Annotated in this window: 14 protein-coding genes and 3 pseudogenes; 14 read left to right on the top strand and 3 right to left on the bottom strand. The window is 36.4% G+C overall.

All coding sequences use genetic code 11. The features are described from left to right. Positions 1-79 precede the first annotated feature (79 nt). From C161_RS26870 to C161_RS26855, 3 genes are all read left to right on the top strand, one after another. Positions 80-1,120 carry a fibronectin type III domain-containing protein gene (locus C161_RS26870; protein ID WP_036673893.1) on the top strand — a complete coding sequence of 347 codons (1,041 nt, stop codon included), beginning with the start codon at positions 80-82 and terminating at the stop codon, positions 1,118-1,120. Positions 1,121-1,368: 248 nt separating this feature from the next. Next, entirely contained in the window at positions 1,369-2,037 is a 669-nt protein-coding gene (locus C161_RS26865) for a hypothetical protein (RefSeq protein WP_036673891.1), read from the top strand. A 365-nt stretch (positions 2,038-2,402) separates the two neighbouring features. After that, entirely contained in the window at positions 2,403-3,059 is a 657-nt protein-coding gene (locus tag C161_RS26855; RefSeq protein WP_036673888.1) for a stalk domain-containing protein, read from the top strand. A 104-nt stretch (positions 3,060-3,163) separates the two neighbouring features. Here C161_RS26855 and C161_RS26850 read toward each other — a convergent pair whose 3' ends face one another. Beyond that, complete coding sequence (locus C161_RS26850; protein ID WP_036673887.1) at positions 3,164-3,790, bottom strand: hypothetical protein; 627 nt, start codon at positions 3,788-3,790, stop codon at positions 3,164-3,166. Between the two features lie 403 nt (positions 3,791-4,193). Between C161_RS26850 and C161_RS26845 the strand changes: the two genes are divergently transcribed. The 3 genes from C161_RS26845 to C161_RS26835 are packed head-to-tail and all read left to right on the top strand — an operon-like array spanning position 4,194 to position 5,024. Beyond that, positions 4,194-4,397 (top strand): hypothetical protein, encoded by a 204-nt coding sequence (locus C161_RS26845; protein WP_036673886.1) that lies wholly within the window; start codon positions 4,194-4,196, stop codon positions 4,395-4,397. Then, a complete protein-coding gene (locus C161_RS26840) occupies positions 4,361-4,684 on the top strand; it encodes a hypothetical protein (protein ID WP_235193945.1) in 324 nt (107 codons plus the stop codon). The genes C161_RS26845 and C161_RS26840 overlap by 37 nt, the downstream gene beginning before the upstream one ends. A gap of 10 nt (positions 4,685-4,694) precedes the next feature. Beyond that, positions 4,695-5,024, top strand: coding sequence for a YolD-like family protein (locus C161_RS26835; protein WP_036673884.1), 330 nt, complete (start codon positions 4,695-4,697; stop codon positions 5,022-5,024). A gap of 416 nt (positions 5,025-5,440) precedes the next feature. Here the strand turns inward: C161_RS26835 and C161_RS32165 are convergent. After that, positions 5,441-6,626 (bottom strand): annotated as a pseudogene (locus C161_RS32165) (tyrosine-type recombinase/integrase). 926 nt (positions 6,627-7,552) lie between these two features. Here C161_RS32165 and C161_RS33370 point away from each other — a divergent pair. From C161_RS33370 to C161_RS32150, 7 genes and pseudogenes are all read left to right on the top strand, one after another. After that, entirely contained in the window at positions 7,553-7,675 is a 123-nt protein-coding gene (locus tag C161_RS33370) for a hypothetical protein (protein WP_268745234.1), read from the top strand. 301 nt (positions 7,676-7,976) lie between these two features. Continuing rightward, entirely contained in the window at positions 7,977-8,996 is a 1,020-nt protein-coding gene (locus C161_RS26815; RefSeq protein WP_036673879.1) for a phosphotransferase enzyme family protein, read from the top strand. A 782-nt stretch (positions 8,997-9,778) separates the two neighbouring features. After that, positions 9,779-9,967 (top strand): annotated as a pseudogene (locus C161_RS33515) (peptidase G2 autoproteolytic cleavage domain-containing protein); the annotation flags it as partial. A gap of 638 nt (positions 9,968-10,605) precedes the next feature. Next, entirely contained in the window at positions 10,606-10,809 is a 204-nt protein-coding gene (locus tag C161_RS26810) for a hypothetical protein (RefSeq protein WP_017688028.1), read from the top strand. A 63-nt stretch (positions 10,810-10,872) separates the two neighbouring features. Next, the gene (locus C161_RS33220) at positions 10,873-11,103 is read left to right on the top strand and encodes a hypothetical protein (protein WP_036673877.1); all 231 of its coding nucleotides are present in this window, start codon (positions 10,873-10,875) and stop codon (positions 11,101-11,103) included. A 19-nt stretch (positions 11,104-11,122) separates the two neighbouring features. Then, the gene (locus C161_RS33215; protein WP_036673876.1) at positions 11,123-11,542 is read left to right on the top strand and encodes a hypothetical protein; all 420 of its coding nucleotides are present in this window, start codon (positions 11,123-11,125) and stop codon (positions 11,540-11,542) included. A gap of 147 nt (positions 11,543-11,689) precedes the next feature. Beyond that, a pseudogene (locus C161_RS32150) lies at positions 11,690-12,990 on the top strand (IS3 family transposase). Between the two features lie 104 nt (positions 12,991-13,094). Here the strand turns inward: C161_RS32150 and C161_RS26790 are convergent. Continuing rightward, positions 13,095-13,406, bottom strand: coding sequence for a hypothetical protein (locus tag C161_RS26790; RefSeq protein WP_036673874.1), 312 nt, complete (start codon positions 13,404-13,406; stop codon positions 13,095-13,097). 731 nt (positions 13,407-14,137) lie between these two features. Here C161_RS26790 and C161_RS26785 point away from each other — a divergent pair. Then, positions 14,138-15,439, top strand: a complete 1,302-nt coding sequence (locus tag C161_RS26785) for an aldehyde dehydrogenase (RefSeq protein ID WP_036673872.1) — start codon at positions 14,138-14,140, stop codon at positions 15,437-15,439. Positions 15,440-15,470 lie beyond the last annotated feature (31 nt).

The following is a 15,470-nucleotide window of genomic DNA, read 5'->3' as shown; positions in this document are numbered from 1 at the left end:
CAGCAAGTTTATGTTTAGACAGTGAAAATAATTAATTTTATGATATGTGCATTAAAACTTTAATGAAAGGAATTAATTTATGAGCAGAAAAATATTGAAAACATGTTTGTTGGGATTTATTTTGTTTTTATTGAGCTTAAATGTAGCATTCGCAGATGAAGGAGAGTACTTAACAGTAGAGGGAATGCAGGGAGTATCCCCGCACAAGGATACAGTGATAACTGTAAGTGGTACATATAGTTCGAACTATGGAAAGAATTCTATTGATGGTAATTTAAATACTCTCTGGAATGCAGGGACTTATAAGGGGACTATTCAATATGTTTTTCCTGAGCCAATTAATTTAAGCTTTATTCAGATAGCCGCATATTCTAATCCTAAATCAAATAATTATTACACGATTTATGGTCTGAAAGATGGAAAATGGGCAGCGGTTAGTTCCAAGGTAAGTAGGTATGTGAATCTATCAGTTACAGTAACAGACCCGATTGAAATTACACCAGGTGAATATGATGGTATTAAAGTAGAAGTAGATGGTTCAGCTTCATGGGCTCATGTTAATGAACTTACCTTAGGCATAACTGAATCTACCAATCCTATTCAGTTTAATCTTCAAGCTACTGGGGGCAATACTCAGGTAGGTTTGAAGTGGGACGAAATTGCTTCTGCTGAAAGTTATACAATAAGATACGGCACTGAGTCAGGGAAGTATACAGAAACAGTAACAGCAACAAAAGATGAATATGGAAATTTCGTTATTCCCGGACTGACGAATGGGACTACGTACTACTTTGTTGTGAGTGCCGTTATTGATGGTGTTGAATCAGAATACTCCAATGAGGCATCTGCAACTCCTCAAGGGCCGGTCGTTGAACCAGAAGAGCCATCAGGTAACCGAGCGATTCTTGTCGTGACTATGACTACCGGTCTTGAGAAGGAATTCGACTTGAGCATGCAAGAGGTGAACAGCTTCATTGACTGGTATGAAACTAAACAAGCTGGAGTAGGAAAGGCATCTTACGCAATCGATAAGCACGAAAACAACAAAGGTCCATTCAAAAGTCGCAAGGACTACATTCTATTTGATCGAGTTCTAACGTTTGAGGTAAGTGAATACTAATAATTTGTTACAAAGGCTACCGCGACTGTATTGTGGTAGCCTTTGTTCATTCTTTTATATTACACTGAAATACCTTTTCTTTTTCCTTTATCCTGATATAGTAATAATTAACAACATGAAATAGTCTATCAGAACTAGGACGTTTATTCTAGATGGAATAGCTTATTTTATGAGATCTTAACAGAAAGAGGGTCTGATATGATTAAAACAATATAGACTCAAAATATGAAATAGAGAGGATAAGCAATTTGGTTAACAAAGATGAATTATTGAAACGGGTTATGGAATTCAGTGAGACAGCTTACGAGTATGAAGAAATTGGTGTTTTACTAATAAAGAGGTGTCAGAAACTCTATTTGAAAATAAATTCAACAGATCCACAAAATCATAAGAAATTAATAAAAATGAAGTTTGAAATAGATGAATTAGATTTAGTATTAAAGCAACATAAACTAAAAATAAATGATGCACATGGTAAACTTGTGTCTAATTATGCTTTCAATGTAGCTAACTACGGATTTATTATGCTCGTACTAATTTATTCCTTTTTGTATATTGTTGTAGCCAGTGTTGATCCTTCAGTTTCAGGAAATACAGAAAGTAGCCTATTGGACCGAAACATGTTTGTTTACATGAAATATCTTATTCTCAGTGTAATGGGAGTTATGTTTTATTACGTAACGAATTATCTTATAAAATTCGGTGAGATTCAGACAAGGCTTTTTGTGGCCTGTTTCATTCCTATCTTACTGACAGGAGTGGTTTTTACAATTGAAAATGGGAACCTTTCTTTCTCGGGAAGTCAGTCTTTTGTGTTTTTGCTAGGATATAACACTAACTTAGTAATTTCTATATTGAGAATAGGAAATGATAAAATCAAAGCCAGTATAGAAGGTAAGCAGACAGAAGGTGCTTAAAATAAAAAAGCCACTCAATTTTTAGAGTGACCTTAACATCCTATCTTTCTATTGCGGAGTTATTGGAATAGAGAGTGAACAGCTAGATATTTCATTCAATGGAACCCACTCAATTCCGTGTTGATGTTTTACTTTTACCCTTTTTTTGTCCTCAGACATTGAAATCTGTCCTATGTATTTCGATTCATCATTGAAAACTAGAAGTACGGAATATTGTTTTGATTCTGCAAGAAGTAGGTCTTTAATCATTTCAACCTCCACGTATAGGTGTATTTATCTACTTCATTATAATACTTATTTACTATATAGGGAAGTTTTGAGATAATGTTATAGTACGAAACTAAAATAGTACTTAGGAGGAAAAAATGAAATTTAAGAAAACTGGATTACTATTACTGGCATTCCTAATGATTGGAGGAACAGGGGCATATGCAGCAACCAAAAGTAAAACCGTTCAAGCTACAGTTAGTAATTTCAAGTATGCTCTAAATGGTAGCAACTGGACCCCTCAGTCAAAAACACAACCAGTAGTAATCAATGGACAAACGTACATACCAGTAAGCTTGGCTAAAGAAGCAACAAAGACTAATATCACTGTCGATTCAAAATCAGGAAAAATGAGTTTTGGAGAAAAGCTTACGAAAACACCATTAGATAAGGAGAAAATGGTATATCATACTGGGAATTATGCTGCACTAACAAGGGATTCTAAATATACCGAAGGTAAGAACAAAGAAGTATCATTGATAAATAATTTAGGTTATATCGAATACTTTCCAGAGGGGAAATATCAAACAATGATTCTTGATCTTAAACTGTTTGATGGATCAGGAAAGATCATTTTGAAAGATTTAGAAACAGGTAACCAAGTTCAAACTCTCTTTTTAGAGGAGGGAAAAATCGAGCAAGTAAAAATTAATGTTACAAATATAAGTGGAAAAGGTATTAGGTTGTCCATGGAAGCTGAAAGTTATAGTAAAGGTACTGCTCTTGTTGTACTTCCTACATCACACTATAAATAGAAGATACTTCCGAAATCAGTATAAATGCTAAGTGCAAAAAAAGAGCAGCGAGGGAAGACACACGCTGCTCTTTTTTTGTTACAAATGTATATAATATAGATCAATTATTCTATTATATTGATATTTAAATATTCTATAAAACTATCACTATTTAAAAAATCCGTATAGTTAGTATTCAATTTAAACATTTCATTTTTATAATCATCATCATCTATTTTATCTATATCTTCATTGTTTAGGTATGATAAGAATTCTATATGTTCCGATAAAATATTATTAATATTCTGAGATAAATCTTTATTAAAAAGTAGCTTTGACTCTCTAAGAAGTGATAATATTTTAAAACTCAACTCAGAAAATTCTTCATGATCTAGTTTGGGGTTTAACATAACTGTAGCAGTGGTTTGTTGAACACTTTCTAACTTTTGATAAAACTCGAATCTATATTCATATTGTGATAATTTATTCGCGTTGGATGCTATATTTGCTTGTCTGTTATATGTACTATATTGTGCGACACTTACAACTATCAACATTAAAGAAAAGAGTAAGGTTATAGCTGCATTATGTCTTTCTATAAAATTAAGCATATTTCGAAATGTATTCTTATATTTCTTTTCTTTAACTGTGGATACGTTCCCCATATCTTTTTGAGAGTCAATATCTGGGGTTGCCGTTGTGTTAACTTCAATTTCTTTGATCTCATTTTTTTCTTTATTGTCTTTATTCATGAAGTACCTCATTTTTTAAATTAATTTTCTTTGAAACGAATAAACATAAGATACTGCTTCTTTACTTAGCAGAAATTCGTATCTTTCTATGGTTACCTCCTAACTCTTTGAAGAAAATAATCTAAAAATATGACACTTATTCTTTGTTATCTCATTTTCTACAAAATCTTAATCCTACTATCTTTGTTTAATTTTAGTTTATAACAGCTTGTTAGTTGAAGTCAAACAATCTATTCACTCCGAGCTTCTTGTCATTTGTGATATGCTCTTCCTGTTCCATTATAGGTAAATCCAGATAATACTTAGTCAATTAACTGGGTATTTTTTTCTGTTGAATAACGAACATGCATTCGCATATACTGATGAAAAGCAAACAAACGTTCTGTTTTATGGAGGGATGAGCATGCCAGTCAAATACTTAGGTTGGTTAGTGGAAATCATTTATCAGGATCAATCAGGAAAGATCACGAAACGTCGCATCCAGGTCAAAAGCATTCGATCCGGACTGATCAAAGCAGATGATTTACTATCTGGCCAGCCACGCACATTTAAAGAGTCGGGGCTACTGGCATGGCATCCAATCAAGACGGCAGGGGAAGGGGCATAGGTATGTTGACGGATTATCAGCGTAAAGTGCTACGGATCTTGTACAACTATAAGAGCGGTCGACGGAGGTTGCCTACTGTACATGAGCTGACTGTTAAAACGGGTAAGCATAAGCCAGATGTCTTGACTGCTCTGGACGCTCTAGTGGCTGCGGAATACATACATTGGGAAGACAGGTCTAACACGGCTAACATAGTGATCTTGGAAGGATGGGAACGTGAGGGAGAACGTCCTAAGGTAGACCATACACGATCGTCTGGGAACATTGACTATTGGACTCAATATTAAGGGGCTTGTCATGCGTAGCAGACTGAAAGATAACGGGTTGTATGAGACATCCAGGATGATTATGCCTGAACACAGAGAGGCATGGTTGGCTCAGTGTGAGCAACAGAAGAGACGTGGTAAGCCGGAACTGGACGATCAGGAAATGCAACGGATCAGTGAAGTACTTGTTGACTCTTATAATAGAAGTAGTACGGTAGATTTGATATTATTTAACCCTTTCTTCGAAGAGCCGATATCAGGAGTAGTTGTGGGATTAAACTCCGCACGGTGCGAAATAAAGATGATGTTGGAGGATGAGTTCCGCTGGGTTTCTTTAGCGGAAATTGTCTCTGTTAATTAATGAGATTGTATCGCTTTGGAATTGCGAGCCTATACTTTATAATATCTGTATAAGCATATTATTTTAATTAGGAGATTTTTGATTTAACCAGCGTCATATGTCAGAGTAGTAATGCAATCAAAAACGAGTTTCTTCATTATAATAAGAAAAAAAGGGCGCCCACAAAAGCGCCCACAAAATGCCCACAAAAGTCTGAATAATTATGATTAGTTTTGAAATGCTGATCACTGATAATACTTGTTTTAAGCGGGTTTCATTTGTTGAATGATACACTTTGAAAGCATGGAACATAAACCGTACACAAGTCCACCAATGGGAACGCGATCAATATATTACTTTGTACTAATAGCTGAATTCCTTGTAACTACGGGGTTTTGAAGTATCTAGCCGGGGGACGTTTTGAGGAGATTGCACTTCTATTGAGGTTGCGTCCCCCAAACGTCCCCCGGTTTTTGATTCTCTGATCCAAAAATACGGGAAGTGTACTCTTCATATTTATCAATGTTACGCTTTTCTAGCTTTTTAGAAATATGAGCATACACATCGGATGTAATTTGCACACTGCCATGCCCAAGTTGCTCTTGTACAAATTTTATGTCAGCCCCAGCTTCAAGCATTACCACGGCATAGGTATGTCTCAAGGAGTGAATTGTTAATTCCTCACTCAAACCAGCCTTTCTCAAAATCCTCTTCGAAGCATTAAAGAGACTAGATTTAGGCATCGGACTACCATCCTTCCTGCACAAGACTAGGTTTAAATCGTGTCTGTACATTGACTCCCCTAAATTGATCTTATTTTGATTCTGCCATGAAGCATGATACCTTAAATCATTAATAATTCAGTTACTTACACTAATTGTACGGGTAGAATTTTCGGTTTTTGTATCTCCGAAAAGTTCGTCCTCGTCTTCAGCTTGGAAATCGAGTGTTTCATCCACGCGGATCGTCTTTTCTTTGAAATTGATATCCGACCACTTTAAAGCGGCAGCCTCACCTTTTCGTAAACCCGTTTCAATCAGCACTTTAAAGAAAATCCAATAAATGTACCCATCTCCTCGAGCAGTATGAAGAAATTTGGGAATGTCCTCTGAATCAATGAATTGAATCGACTTTTTTTTTGTGCTCTCCTTTAATAATTGAACCTTTACATGGATTGCGTAATATTTTCCCTTGAATCAATGAATGCTCCATGGCTGAGTATACAGTAGAATTAATGATCTCGACCGTACGTTTGCTGAGCCCCTTTTTAAATAGAGAGTCCAAAAAGACCTGATACATATCTGGTTTTAAATCTTTGAGCATCAGACGCTTAAAATAAGGTTTGATATGGGTGTTAAGGTTGTTTTCATGTAGTTTGATCGTATTCTTTCGTACAACTCCTTTTTTGTAGTTATTTATCCAATTTCGAATGTAATCGACCAAAGGAATGTCGGTCTGTTCGAACCCTTGCTTTAGCTGCCTTAAAAATTCAGCAGCAGCCAATTCAGCTTCTGGTTTAGTTCGAAAACCAGCCTCGGATTTCTCTTTTTGTTGTTGAGTGAACGGATCGGTGTATTTTAACCGATACCTCCAGCCACTTTTTAATTTCTTAAAACTTGCCAATTTCATTCCTCCCTACTAGAACGTTAGTTTTTTTTTGTATGTAAAACCGCCTCACAGCGATATAAGCGTAAGTTAATCAATTTTGAGCAGAGTAGTGAAATATTCTGGGTTAAAGATGAAAAAGGAGAAAGAGCTTCGAATTAAAGTCGGAAAAGATATTTTAAAAAAATCATCAAAAAACGAGCCTTCGGTAACTAAGGCTCGTTTGTGCAGGAGTCATATTTGGCTCCAATAACTATGTTTAAATTAGTGCAGAGGTTTCTTGCGGAAAAGTAACTAAAACAATTCTACCCTATTTCACAGAATTTGATCATACTTTAGCTTTAAAGTTCTTGTCCTTGGTTCGAGACCAGAACTTGTACCGATTGCCGAAAAGGAAATGATCTGATTACCGATTAGATAAGTATTTAACTACTTGTCACTGCTCTAATTCATTAAGCTGGCGGGCAGTTTAGTTTAAGATTAACTGCGGTGAACCATATCATCGCTAGTGATAAAGCAGAGAATTGAACTGGATATCGCATCGGCAACGCTGAGTTTGCAGGAAGGAGCTTAAAGTATTCACGTACTCGATACATGTGAAGTGTCTAATATTGATGGTCCGTAAGGAATAGATGAGATGTGACAGTTTAGCTCAAACGATTTAATTGTATAGTGTTGACACTTCGCCCACTTGGAGTAATATCTTACTATTGAGATAGCATTCTATTTCCGATGAAGACATATTTTAGTTTGAATGTTATTTAGGAAGGAGAGACACTATGACAATGTTCGAGATATGTTCTATGCAAAGTCTATTTTATGAACAACGGCGGTTGTTTGTATAGAGCTAATAATATAAGTAACAGCTTAAATCCGGATAGTGATAATTGTTATAGTGTAGACTTTGCTACCTTAAAATTCAACTATTTTAAGGAGCGGCTATCATGAGATATGTAAATGCCGACATCATCTTTCCAGAAGAATTACTAAATGAAATACAAAAGTATATTAACGGTGGATTGGTTTACGTCCCTAAATCAAAAGGTTTGCGTAAAAAATTGGAGTGAAAATTCAGGCAGTAGAAAAATTTTAATCTTAGAAATGATGAAATCCGGCGAAAGTTTCTCGATGGTGGCACTATCGAGAAACTTTCAGATCGATTTTTCTTTTCAAGCGATACTATTAAAAAGATCGTTTATACAAAATAATAGTTTAACAAAAGTCGCATTGGAAGAAATTCTAATGTGACTTTTTTGTGTATATTATGGTTTAAATTGTTTACTACATATTTTCAAGCTTTTACTATCGTTATAATAACATATAAGAGAAGTAGTTGGTTTACTTCATAAAACTGTAGGGGGATAACAAATGAATGATTTTTTTAGATTTGATACTGATGAAGAACGGCGGGCGTTATTAATCAGAGCAAGGAAAGTCGCTTTATCTGCAATTCGAAAGTATGACTTAGAATGGGATAACATCCAGTTTATTCAACTATCCGATACGATCACGTATAAAATTGAAACCAGTACAGATAACAATTATTTACTTCGCATTCATTCGGACCGATTAAGCAGAGAGGAAATTCGTTCGGAGCTCCTACTGTTACAAGCCCTGAACAAATCGAAAGATCTAAAAGTACCAGAAGGGATGGCAAATTGTGATAGTATTTATGTATTGGACATCGAAACAGAGATAGGATATAGGCGCCCTTATGTAACGATGATGCGGTGGATAGAAGGTGAAAAAGCAGTAGGTGAATTTACAGATAATCAAGCATATAATATGGGTGTATTGATGAGCAGGCTTCATGAAGCAGCAAAGGATTTCAATCCACCTTCTGATTTTGTAAGACCTACTTGGGGAGTAGAAAGTTTTAAACGTGAAATGGCTAAGTTAGAACGTTACTATGAGCGTTTTTTATCCGAAGAGGGATGGAAGCTGTATCAAGATGCAGCTGAGAAGGTTGTATCCCAACTTACCACGATGCATCCAAGTGAACATAACTATGGGCTCATTCATGCTGATTTACATACCGGTAATATGGTATTTGAGGATAATCAACCCTATCCGATTGATTTTGGAAGATGTGGGTACGGATATTATCTCTACGATATGGCAGGCACCATATTGGAGCTTTGGCCAAAGCATCGATGGATGCTTATCCAAGGTTATGAGAGTATTAGGAAGTTGGAAAAGGACTATATTCGGGATCTGGAATGTTTTTTTGTCATGTTCATGATCGAGAACTCCTGCCATCACTCCTCTGATCCAAGAGAAACAACCAGTTTAATCGATGAACAAAAGTATGCCCAAGCATACATAAGAGAATATTTAAATGGTAATCCATTTTTATTCGAAGTGATCGAGCCTGTAAATGTGGATTAATACTAACCGATACCGGGCTAAAATAATGGTATCTTATGGTGATGATTTACAATAGGTCGCTGTTTAGAGTGTTTGTTCGTATCATCAAGTTTTAAAAACGTGAGCTATGACTTCGAGTTTATATAAGATCTACTTGTGTACTTAGCGCTGAAACTTTTCTGTTTATTATGAAGATTTATGCTTATTCATGAAGTTTGTCCGATCCAATTGTTCTTCAGCTTCTCTAGTTCCCCTTCATTTTCGGGGTGTATTTTGACGGAGCTGTTTGGGTCGTTTCGTGATTTTTTAAACTGGCATTGAGTTGGAATGAAGGCGACTCGAATTGGTGGGTCGTCTTTTTTCTTTTCTAGGGGCTTGATGGTTTGCGCCGAATGTTCAGTTCAGCGAGATGCCAAAAACGGTTGAGGCATTATGGAAGATCGAGCTTTTATATGGAAAGCATCCGTCCTATACGGAGAGTAAGTATGCAGTAAAGTTAACAACGAAGCTGGAGGGGGAGCTTCGAAGTGCTCCTTGGTCATCGATTTGAGGGATAAGTTCGATGAGTTCCTCAGAGATTTTAATGTTTTTGGAAGTATGGAGAAGGCAGAGCTGCATCAAACCATTGATTATGTGAAGCTTTAAACTTCATATTCTGCAGAATTAGCATAATGTATTTATTAAGAACCCCTTTTATATCTTTAAAGCCTCCTAATCCAATTGGACACTCGAAGCCACCTCAGATACACTAAATGAAATGAGGTGAGCGTCCATGAAAAGATGGAAACGGGGAGGTTACAGTCCCATCACACGCGTTGAAAACAGCATTAATCAATTCTCAGTATGATCCTTTACAGACTTACGTTTCTCGGTTGGAGCGTCCAGAATGGGTAGCTGTAGGAATGATGGGAAAACTTCTGATAAGAGATGATGGCACATCTCGAGAGAACGGGTACTGTATAGAACGTTATTTCTTTTTTTTGTGTATGTAAAACCGCCTTACAGCGGTGTAAGCGCAAGTTAATCAAAGTATCGAACAGAGCAGTAAAATGTTGTTGTTGAAAGATGTAAAAAGGAAAATCTTCGAATTAGTAACAGAAAAGATATTTTACAAGATACATCAAAAAACGAGCCTTTGTATATAAGGCTCGTTTGTGCAGGAGTCATATTTGGCTCCGAAAGTTATGTTTAGTCTACTACATTTGTTTTATCGCTGAGAAAGTAACTATAACAATTCTACCCTATTTCAGAGAATTTGACCATACTTTAGCTTTATAGTTCTTGTCCTTAGTTCGAGACCAGAACTTGTATCTTGTACCAAGTGTCGGAATAGAGATGTGTCTAATCATTGTGCGTTTAACTGAAAATATCATTTAGTATCCTAGCGCATGAGAAGTTACATATTATTATATAGCAACTGAAACGCTGAGATAGGGAGTCAGATATTAAAAACGAAATATAGTACTGAAAATAGCTGTTGAGCAAAGGGAATTATACTGGTTAAAGCTATCATCATAAATATTATTTAAAAACTTTAAGGTATATAAGAGAAATTATACCAAATTTATGTCATAATATTTTGAGTTGGAAATACAATACTTGATTCTGTGAACAAGAGGTGAGAGCAACTATGAAAAATAGAAACATAACAGGTATTGTATTGGCTATAATCTATTGCATTGTTCTTTACTTTATTTTAACAGATTCTCCGCCTGGCGAAGCTCCAAATAATCCATTCTGGGTTTATTTGTTTATTCCAATTGGGGCTATTGTGATTACATCTTTGTTTGATTACGTAATCAAATTCGATTTTTTTAGAAAAAAGAAAGATTAGAATTGAATGGAGGACTAAAATGATACAAACAATGAAAATTGCTAAAACATTTTAGCCGGAGTCATGCTTTCTACATCTATCTCAATTCCAGCATTCGCTCAAGATCAGGCAAATTCTTTACCAGCACTACAAGTGGAAAATAGCCTTTTAGAACTAGTCGAAAGTACAACCGATAATTCCATCACTTTTAAAGACGGTTCTACATTAATTCAATATGACAGCTATTATATTGCAACAGATTTAAATGGTAAAGATGAGTTAAAAATTACAAAAGTTGATGAGACTAAAGTATGAAAATCTTTAAACTGGCGAAGTGAATTATGCTACAAACGAAATAAAACCTATTCACGAAGATCTCAGTTTCTCACCACAAGCATTAGCGGACGGTTATGTATATAAAGGCAAAGTGGAAAATTCCACAGAGATAATATATGCAACTGCTTCTGCAATAGCAGGTATACTTGCTTCCTTTATAGGAGGACCTGTAGGTGGTAGAATAGCGGGCATACTTGTAAGTATCGGTGGTTATTATCTTTATAAGGATGCACCCAGAGCCTATTGGGTAACAAAAACATATACTAGAGATGTTAAGCATAGTGATTTTAATGCGACTTTATTCATCAGGAAAGACCATCATTATTACAAATATCATGATTATACCGGTTTTATTGATACCGCTTCGACAATCCAGACTTGCCAACCTTTTGGTTGTGGTCCAGTAAACGAGTATTAATTCTTTTATGTTGTGGGAAAGAAAAGCCGATTAAAGTTAAAATGTACCCTATAAGATGGACACTTTGAAAAAAGCCCATCTTATAGGGTATTTTGTTTATAATGAAAAAAAAGAGGTTGGAGCGGAAATGTTACGACGAAAAAATTACTGACAAAGAAAGAACAAGAACTGCTAAAACGGAATCCAAATGTAATCGCTGTTAGCGAAAAGGCGATTACGTACACCGATGAATTTAAGCGCCATTTCATTGCACAAAATGAACAGGGGAAACTGCCACGAGACATTTTTGAAGAAGCAGGCTTAGATGTTGAATGTATTGGTTTGGAGCGTGTTCGTTCTTCCGGAAAACGTTGACGTGCTTCGTATCGTGAAGCGGGTGTAGAAGGCTTACAGGATACACGTAAAACAAATTCAGGTCGCCCATCGGAACGTGAATTAACATTAGAACAAAAGATTGAACGATTAGAAGCAAAAAATCAATTGTTACGAGCGGAAAATGAACTGCTAAAAAAACTCGATCTACTCGAAAGGCAGATGTTGAAAAAGAAATAAAAGTGGCACCAGAGCTGAAGTTTGAACTCATTTATCGGACGATCAGAACGTATAAAATGAAACGGTTAATCAGCTATCTATGCGATGTTATGGAAGTATCACGTTCTGGATATTACAATTGCTTCTCTGAAAAATCAGTGCAGAAGCGTGTAGCTAAAGCCAAAACAGATAAGATTGTAAAGGCGTATCATTTTCGTGGACGAAAAAAAGGAGCACACCAAATCAAAATGACGTTAGAAAATCAGTACAAAATGACGTGCAACTTGAAGCGGATTCGCCGGATCATGAAAAAATTTGAGATCATCTGTCCCATTCGAAAGTCTAATCCAGCCCGTAGAATGGCAAAAGCAACGAAAGAACATCGCACTTGTCCAAACGAATTACAGCGCAATTTTAAGCCAGGCGAGGCGGGAAAGGTGTTATTAAGCGATATCACATATTTAACGTAAAAAGTCAATAAACGTGCGTATTTATCGACGATTAAAGACGCACAGACGAATGAAATTTTAGCGTATGGAGTTTCTTCTTCGTTAAGTATAGGAACTGCGCTAAACACGCTTCGTAAATTACAGAAGCATCGCCATTTAACCAAAGATGCGTTGATCCATTCTGATCAAGGCTTTCATTATACGAAACCACAATTCCAATCCGTAGTGAAGAAAATGGGATTAAGACAATCCATGTCACGTCGAGGCAATTGTTGGGATAATGCTCCCCAAGAATCGTTCTTTGGGCATTTTAAGGATGAAACGAATATCAAAGATTGCGAAACATTAGAAGAAGTAAAACGAGAAATTAAGAGTTATATGACGTACTACAATCATTATCGAGGGCAATGGAATTTGAAAAAGCTGCCGCCTGTAAAATACAGACAGCAGCTTCAACAAGTTGCCTAGTTTTTTTTCAAAATGTCCTTTACAAAGGGTACACTTTAGAATTCAGAAGCCTTCTTTTAGTATTGTTATATTTAATATACGTGAATTTTATTGTGATGACAAAATTACTCCATTTTCGTTACGTAACCTTCATAGTTTCCGTAATATAATCCGTTTGAGTAGGTAGTAGATGCTAGATTGAGTACTCCATACCAAACTCCATCAGCATAAGTATATGTCTTTGGAACATACTTCGCATCTCCATACTTATTGTTAGCATCTGAATATCTCACATATTTTTGCGTCGCCTGAATCGTAACACTTTGTGCAGTTACAGAACCTTGAACAGAAGATGAGGCAGAAGCAAGTGATGCTGGAACAGCAATACTTGCTACTATAGCAGTGAGCGCTCCAATTGTGGCTAGTTTCTTTTTCATGTAAATACCTCCTAAATTTTTTTGAATGAATTATAAAACTTTACTTTCTAAAAATACCATATAATTCTATGTAAAATTATGATATATATTACATTGTGATTTGTATTTCACCCCCTACAGATCTACTAACGTAACTTCCAAAAATTCCTCCAACTGATTAAGTAGTATATCCAATCTAAACAGATTTGGACGATCATGAAATGCAGCGGATGAGTGAGATACTAGATGACTTTTTTTAATAGAAGTAGTACAAGTTGATTTGATATTATTTAACCCTTTCTTCGAAGACAGCTCTCAGGAGTAGTTGTTGGATTAAAATCTGCTCGTTGTGAAGTTGTGGCCGGGAATGGATAAATCATCTGAAAGCAAATTGCCAAAACATGTCCCCTGATTCTTCTTCACTTGCCCACGTAACATTTTTGTGTTTATCTGTGACCAAGGCTTACCTTTATAACAAACATATTCGTTCGTCGATTTAGATAATCGCAAAACTCACTTTTCATTAATATTAAACTGTCTGAAGCAAAAGATTTAAATCAAACTTCCTTAGAAATTCTGATAGCCATGAAATAGAAAGGAATACTAGCATTCACTCATTTAAAATTCCAACCATCGTTCAAATACATACAAATGGATGTTTCATTTGTATGTTGAAAGTTTCATATAGAAGAGGTATACTTTAATTAAATTTTGAACAATTTAATTTTAAATAATTAATTGGAGATGTTAATATGGATCAGGCTAAACAACTTGTGACAGAACAACGTACATTTTTTTATACAGGTCAAACTAAAAATATTGATTATCGGATTAATGCGCTTCAACAGCTTAGAAAAGGAATTGAAAAGTATCAACAACGGATTCAAGATGCACTTCAGGCAGATTTGAACAAATCAGAGGCGGAAGCTTACGGTTCCGAGATTCGCATTGTTTTGGGTGAACTGGATTTTGCATTAGAACACCTGCAGGAATGGGCTGCACCAAAACAAGTCCCAACCAATTCGGCTATGCCGGATGGTGTGAGCACCATTTACCCTGAACCATACGGAGTGGCTCTTATTATTGCACCTTGGAACTATCCTTTCCAACTGGCCTTTGGTCCACTGATTGGAGCAATTGCAGCCGGTAACTGTGCAGTTATCAAGCCTTCTGAATTAACACCAGCGGTATCTCGTCTGACATATGATCTGATTCAGGAGATCTTCCCTCAGGAGTATATCGCCGTTATGGAAGGGGAAGTTGAAGCAAGTACAGCATTGTTGAAAGAGAAGTTTGATTATATTTTCTTCACAGGAAGCACAGGTGTTGGTCGCATTGTTATGAAGGCAGCTGCGGAGCATTTGACTCCTGTAACCCTGGAGCTAGGGGGCAAGAGTCCTGCTATTGTCCATAACGATGCAGAACTGAAGCTGGTGGCCCAGCGTATTGTTCGTGGTAAGTTCCTGAATGCAGGCCAAACTTGCGTTGCTCCGGATTATTTGCTTGTACATGAACAAGTTCATGACGAATTGATCAATCTGATTGGCGCAGAGATCAAAGATAAATTTGGGGACGATGTGTTACAGAACGCTGATTTCCCGCATATTGTTAACTCGCGTAACTTTGATCGGTTGTCGAAATTCCTAACAGATGGCAAAACGCTGATTGGTGGACGTTCTGTACGAGAGCAGTTGCTCATTGAGCCGACTGTACTTGGAGATGTGAACTGGGAATCAGCTGTCATGCAAGAAGAGATCTTTGGTCCGATTCTTCCTGTATTTACGTACAGTGACCTGAATCCTATGCTAGATGAGATTGTTCGCCGGCCAAAACCATTGGCGCTATATCTCTTCACACAGGATGAGCAGCTGCAGGATCAGGTTCTGAATCAAGTATCCTTCGGTGGGGGATGTATTAATGACACACTTTCTCATATGACTTCACACTATCTCCCGTTTGGTGGTGTAGGAGAGAGCGGTATGGGCTCATATCACGGACAACAGAGCTTTGATGTGTTCTCGCATCACAAGAGTATTTTGAAACGAAGTAAATAATTAGCCGCTAAAATAACATAAACAAGAAAAA

The organism is Paenibacillus sp. FSL R5-192 (genome assembly GCF_000517845.1).
GTDB classification, from domain to species: Bacteria; Bacillota; Bacilli; order Paenibacillales; family Paenibacillaceae; genus Paenibacillus; species Paenibacillus amylolyticus.
Note: the sequence above shows the minus strand (reverse complement) of the source record. Positions and strands in the feature narration are given on the sequence as shown.

Coding starts and splice junctions, on each gene's coding strand:
- C161_RS33370 (WP_268745234.1), top strand. CDS start 7,553: ATGAGATATGTAAATGCCGACATCATCTTTCCAGAAGAATTACTAAAT.
- C161_RS26850 (WP_036673887.1), bottom strand. CDS start 3,790: ATGAATAAAGACAATAAAGAAAAAAATGAGATCAAAGAAATTGAAGTT.
- C161_RS26785 (WP_036673872.1), top strand. CDS start 14,138: ATGGATCAGGCTAAACAACTTGTGACAGAACAACGTACATTTTTTTAT.
- C161_RS26790 (WP_036673874.1), bottom strand. CDS start 13,406: ATGAAAAAGAAACTAGCCACAATTGGAGCGCTCACTGCTATAGTAGCA.
- C161_RS26870 (WP_036673893.1), top strand. CDS start 80: ATGAGCAGAAAAATATTGAAAACATGTTTGTTGGGATTTATTTTGTTT.
- C161_RS26845 (WP_036673886.1), top strand. CDS start 4,194: ATGCCAGTCAAATACTTAGGTTGGTTAGTGGAAATCATTTATCAGGAT.
- C161_RS26815 (WP_036673879.1), top strand. CDS start 7,977: ATGAATGATTTTTTTAGATTTGATACTGATGAAGAACGGCGGGCGTTA.
- C161_RS26810 (WP_017688028.1), top strand. CDS start 10,606: ATGAAAAATAGAAACATAACAGGTATTGTATTGGCTATAATCTATTGC.
- C161_RS26835 (WP_036673884.1), top strand. CDS start 4,695: ATGCGTAGCAGACTGAAAGATAACGGGTTGTATGAGACATCCAGGATG.
- C161_RS26855 (WP_036673888.1), top strand. CDS start 2,403: ATGAAATTTAAGAAAACTGGATTACTATTACTGGCATTCCTAATGATT.
- C161_RS26840 (WP_235193945.1), top strand. CDS start 4,361: ATGGCATCCAATCAAGACGGCAGGGGAAGGGGCATAGGTATGTTGACG.
- C161_RS33220 (WP_036673877.1), top strand. CDS start 10,873: ATGCTTTCTACATCTATCTCAATTCCAGCATTCGCTCAAGATCAGGCA.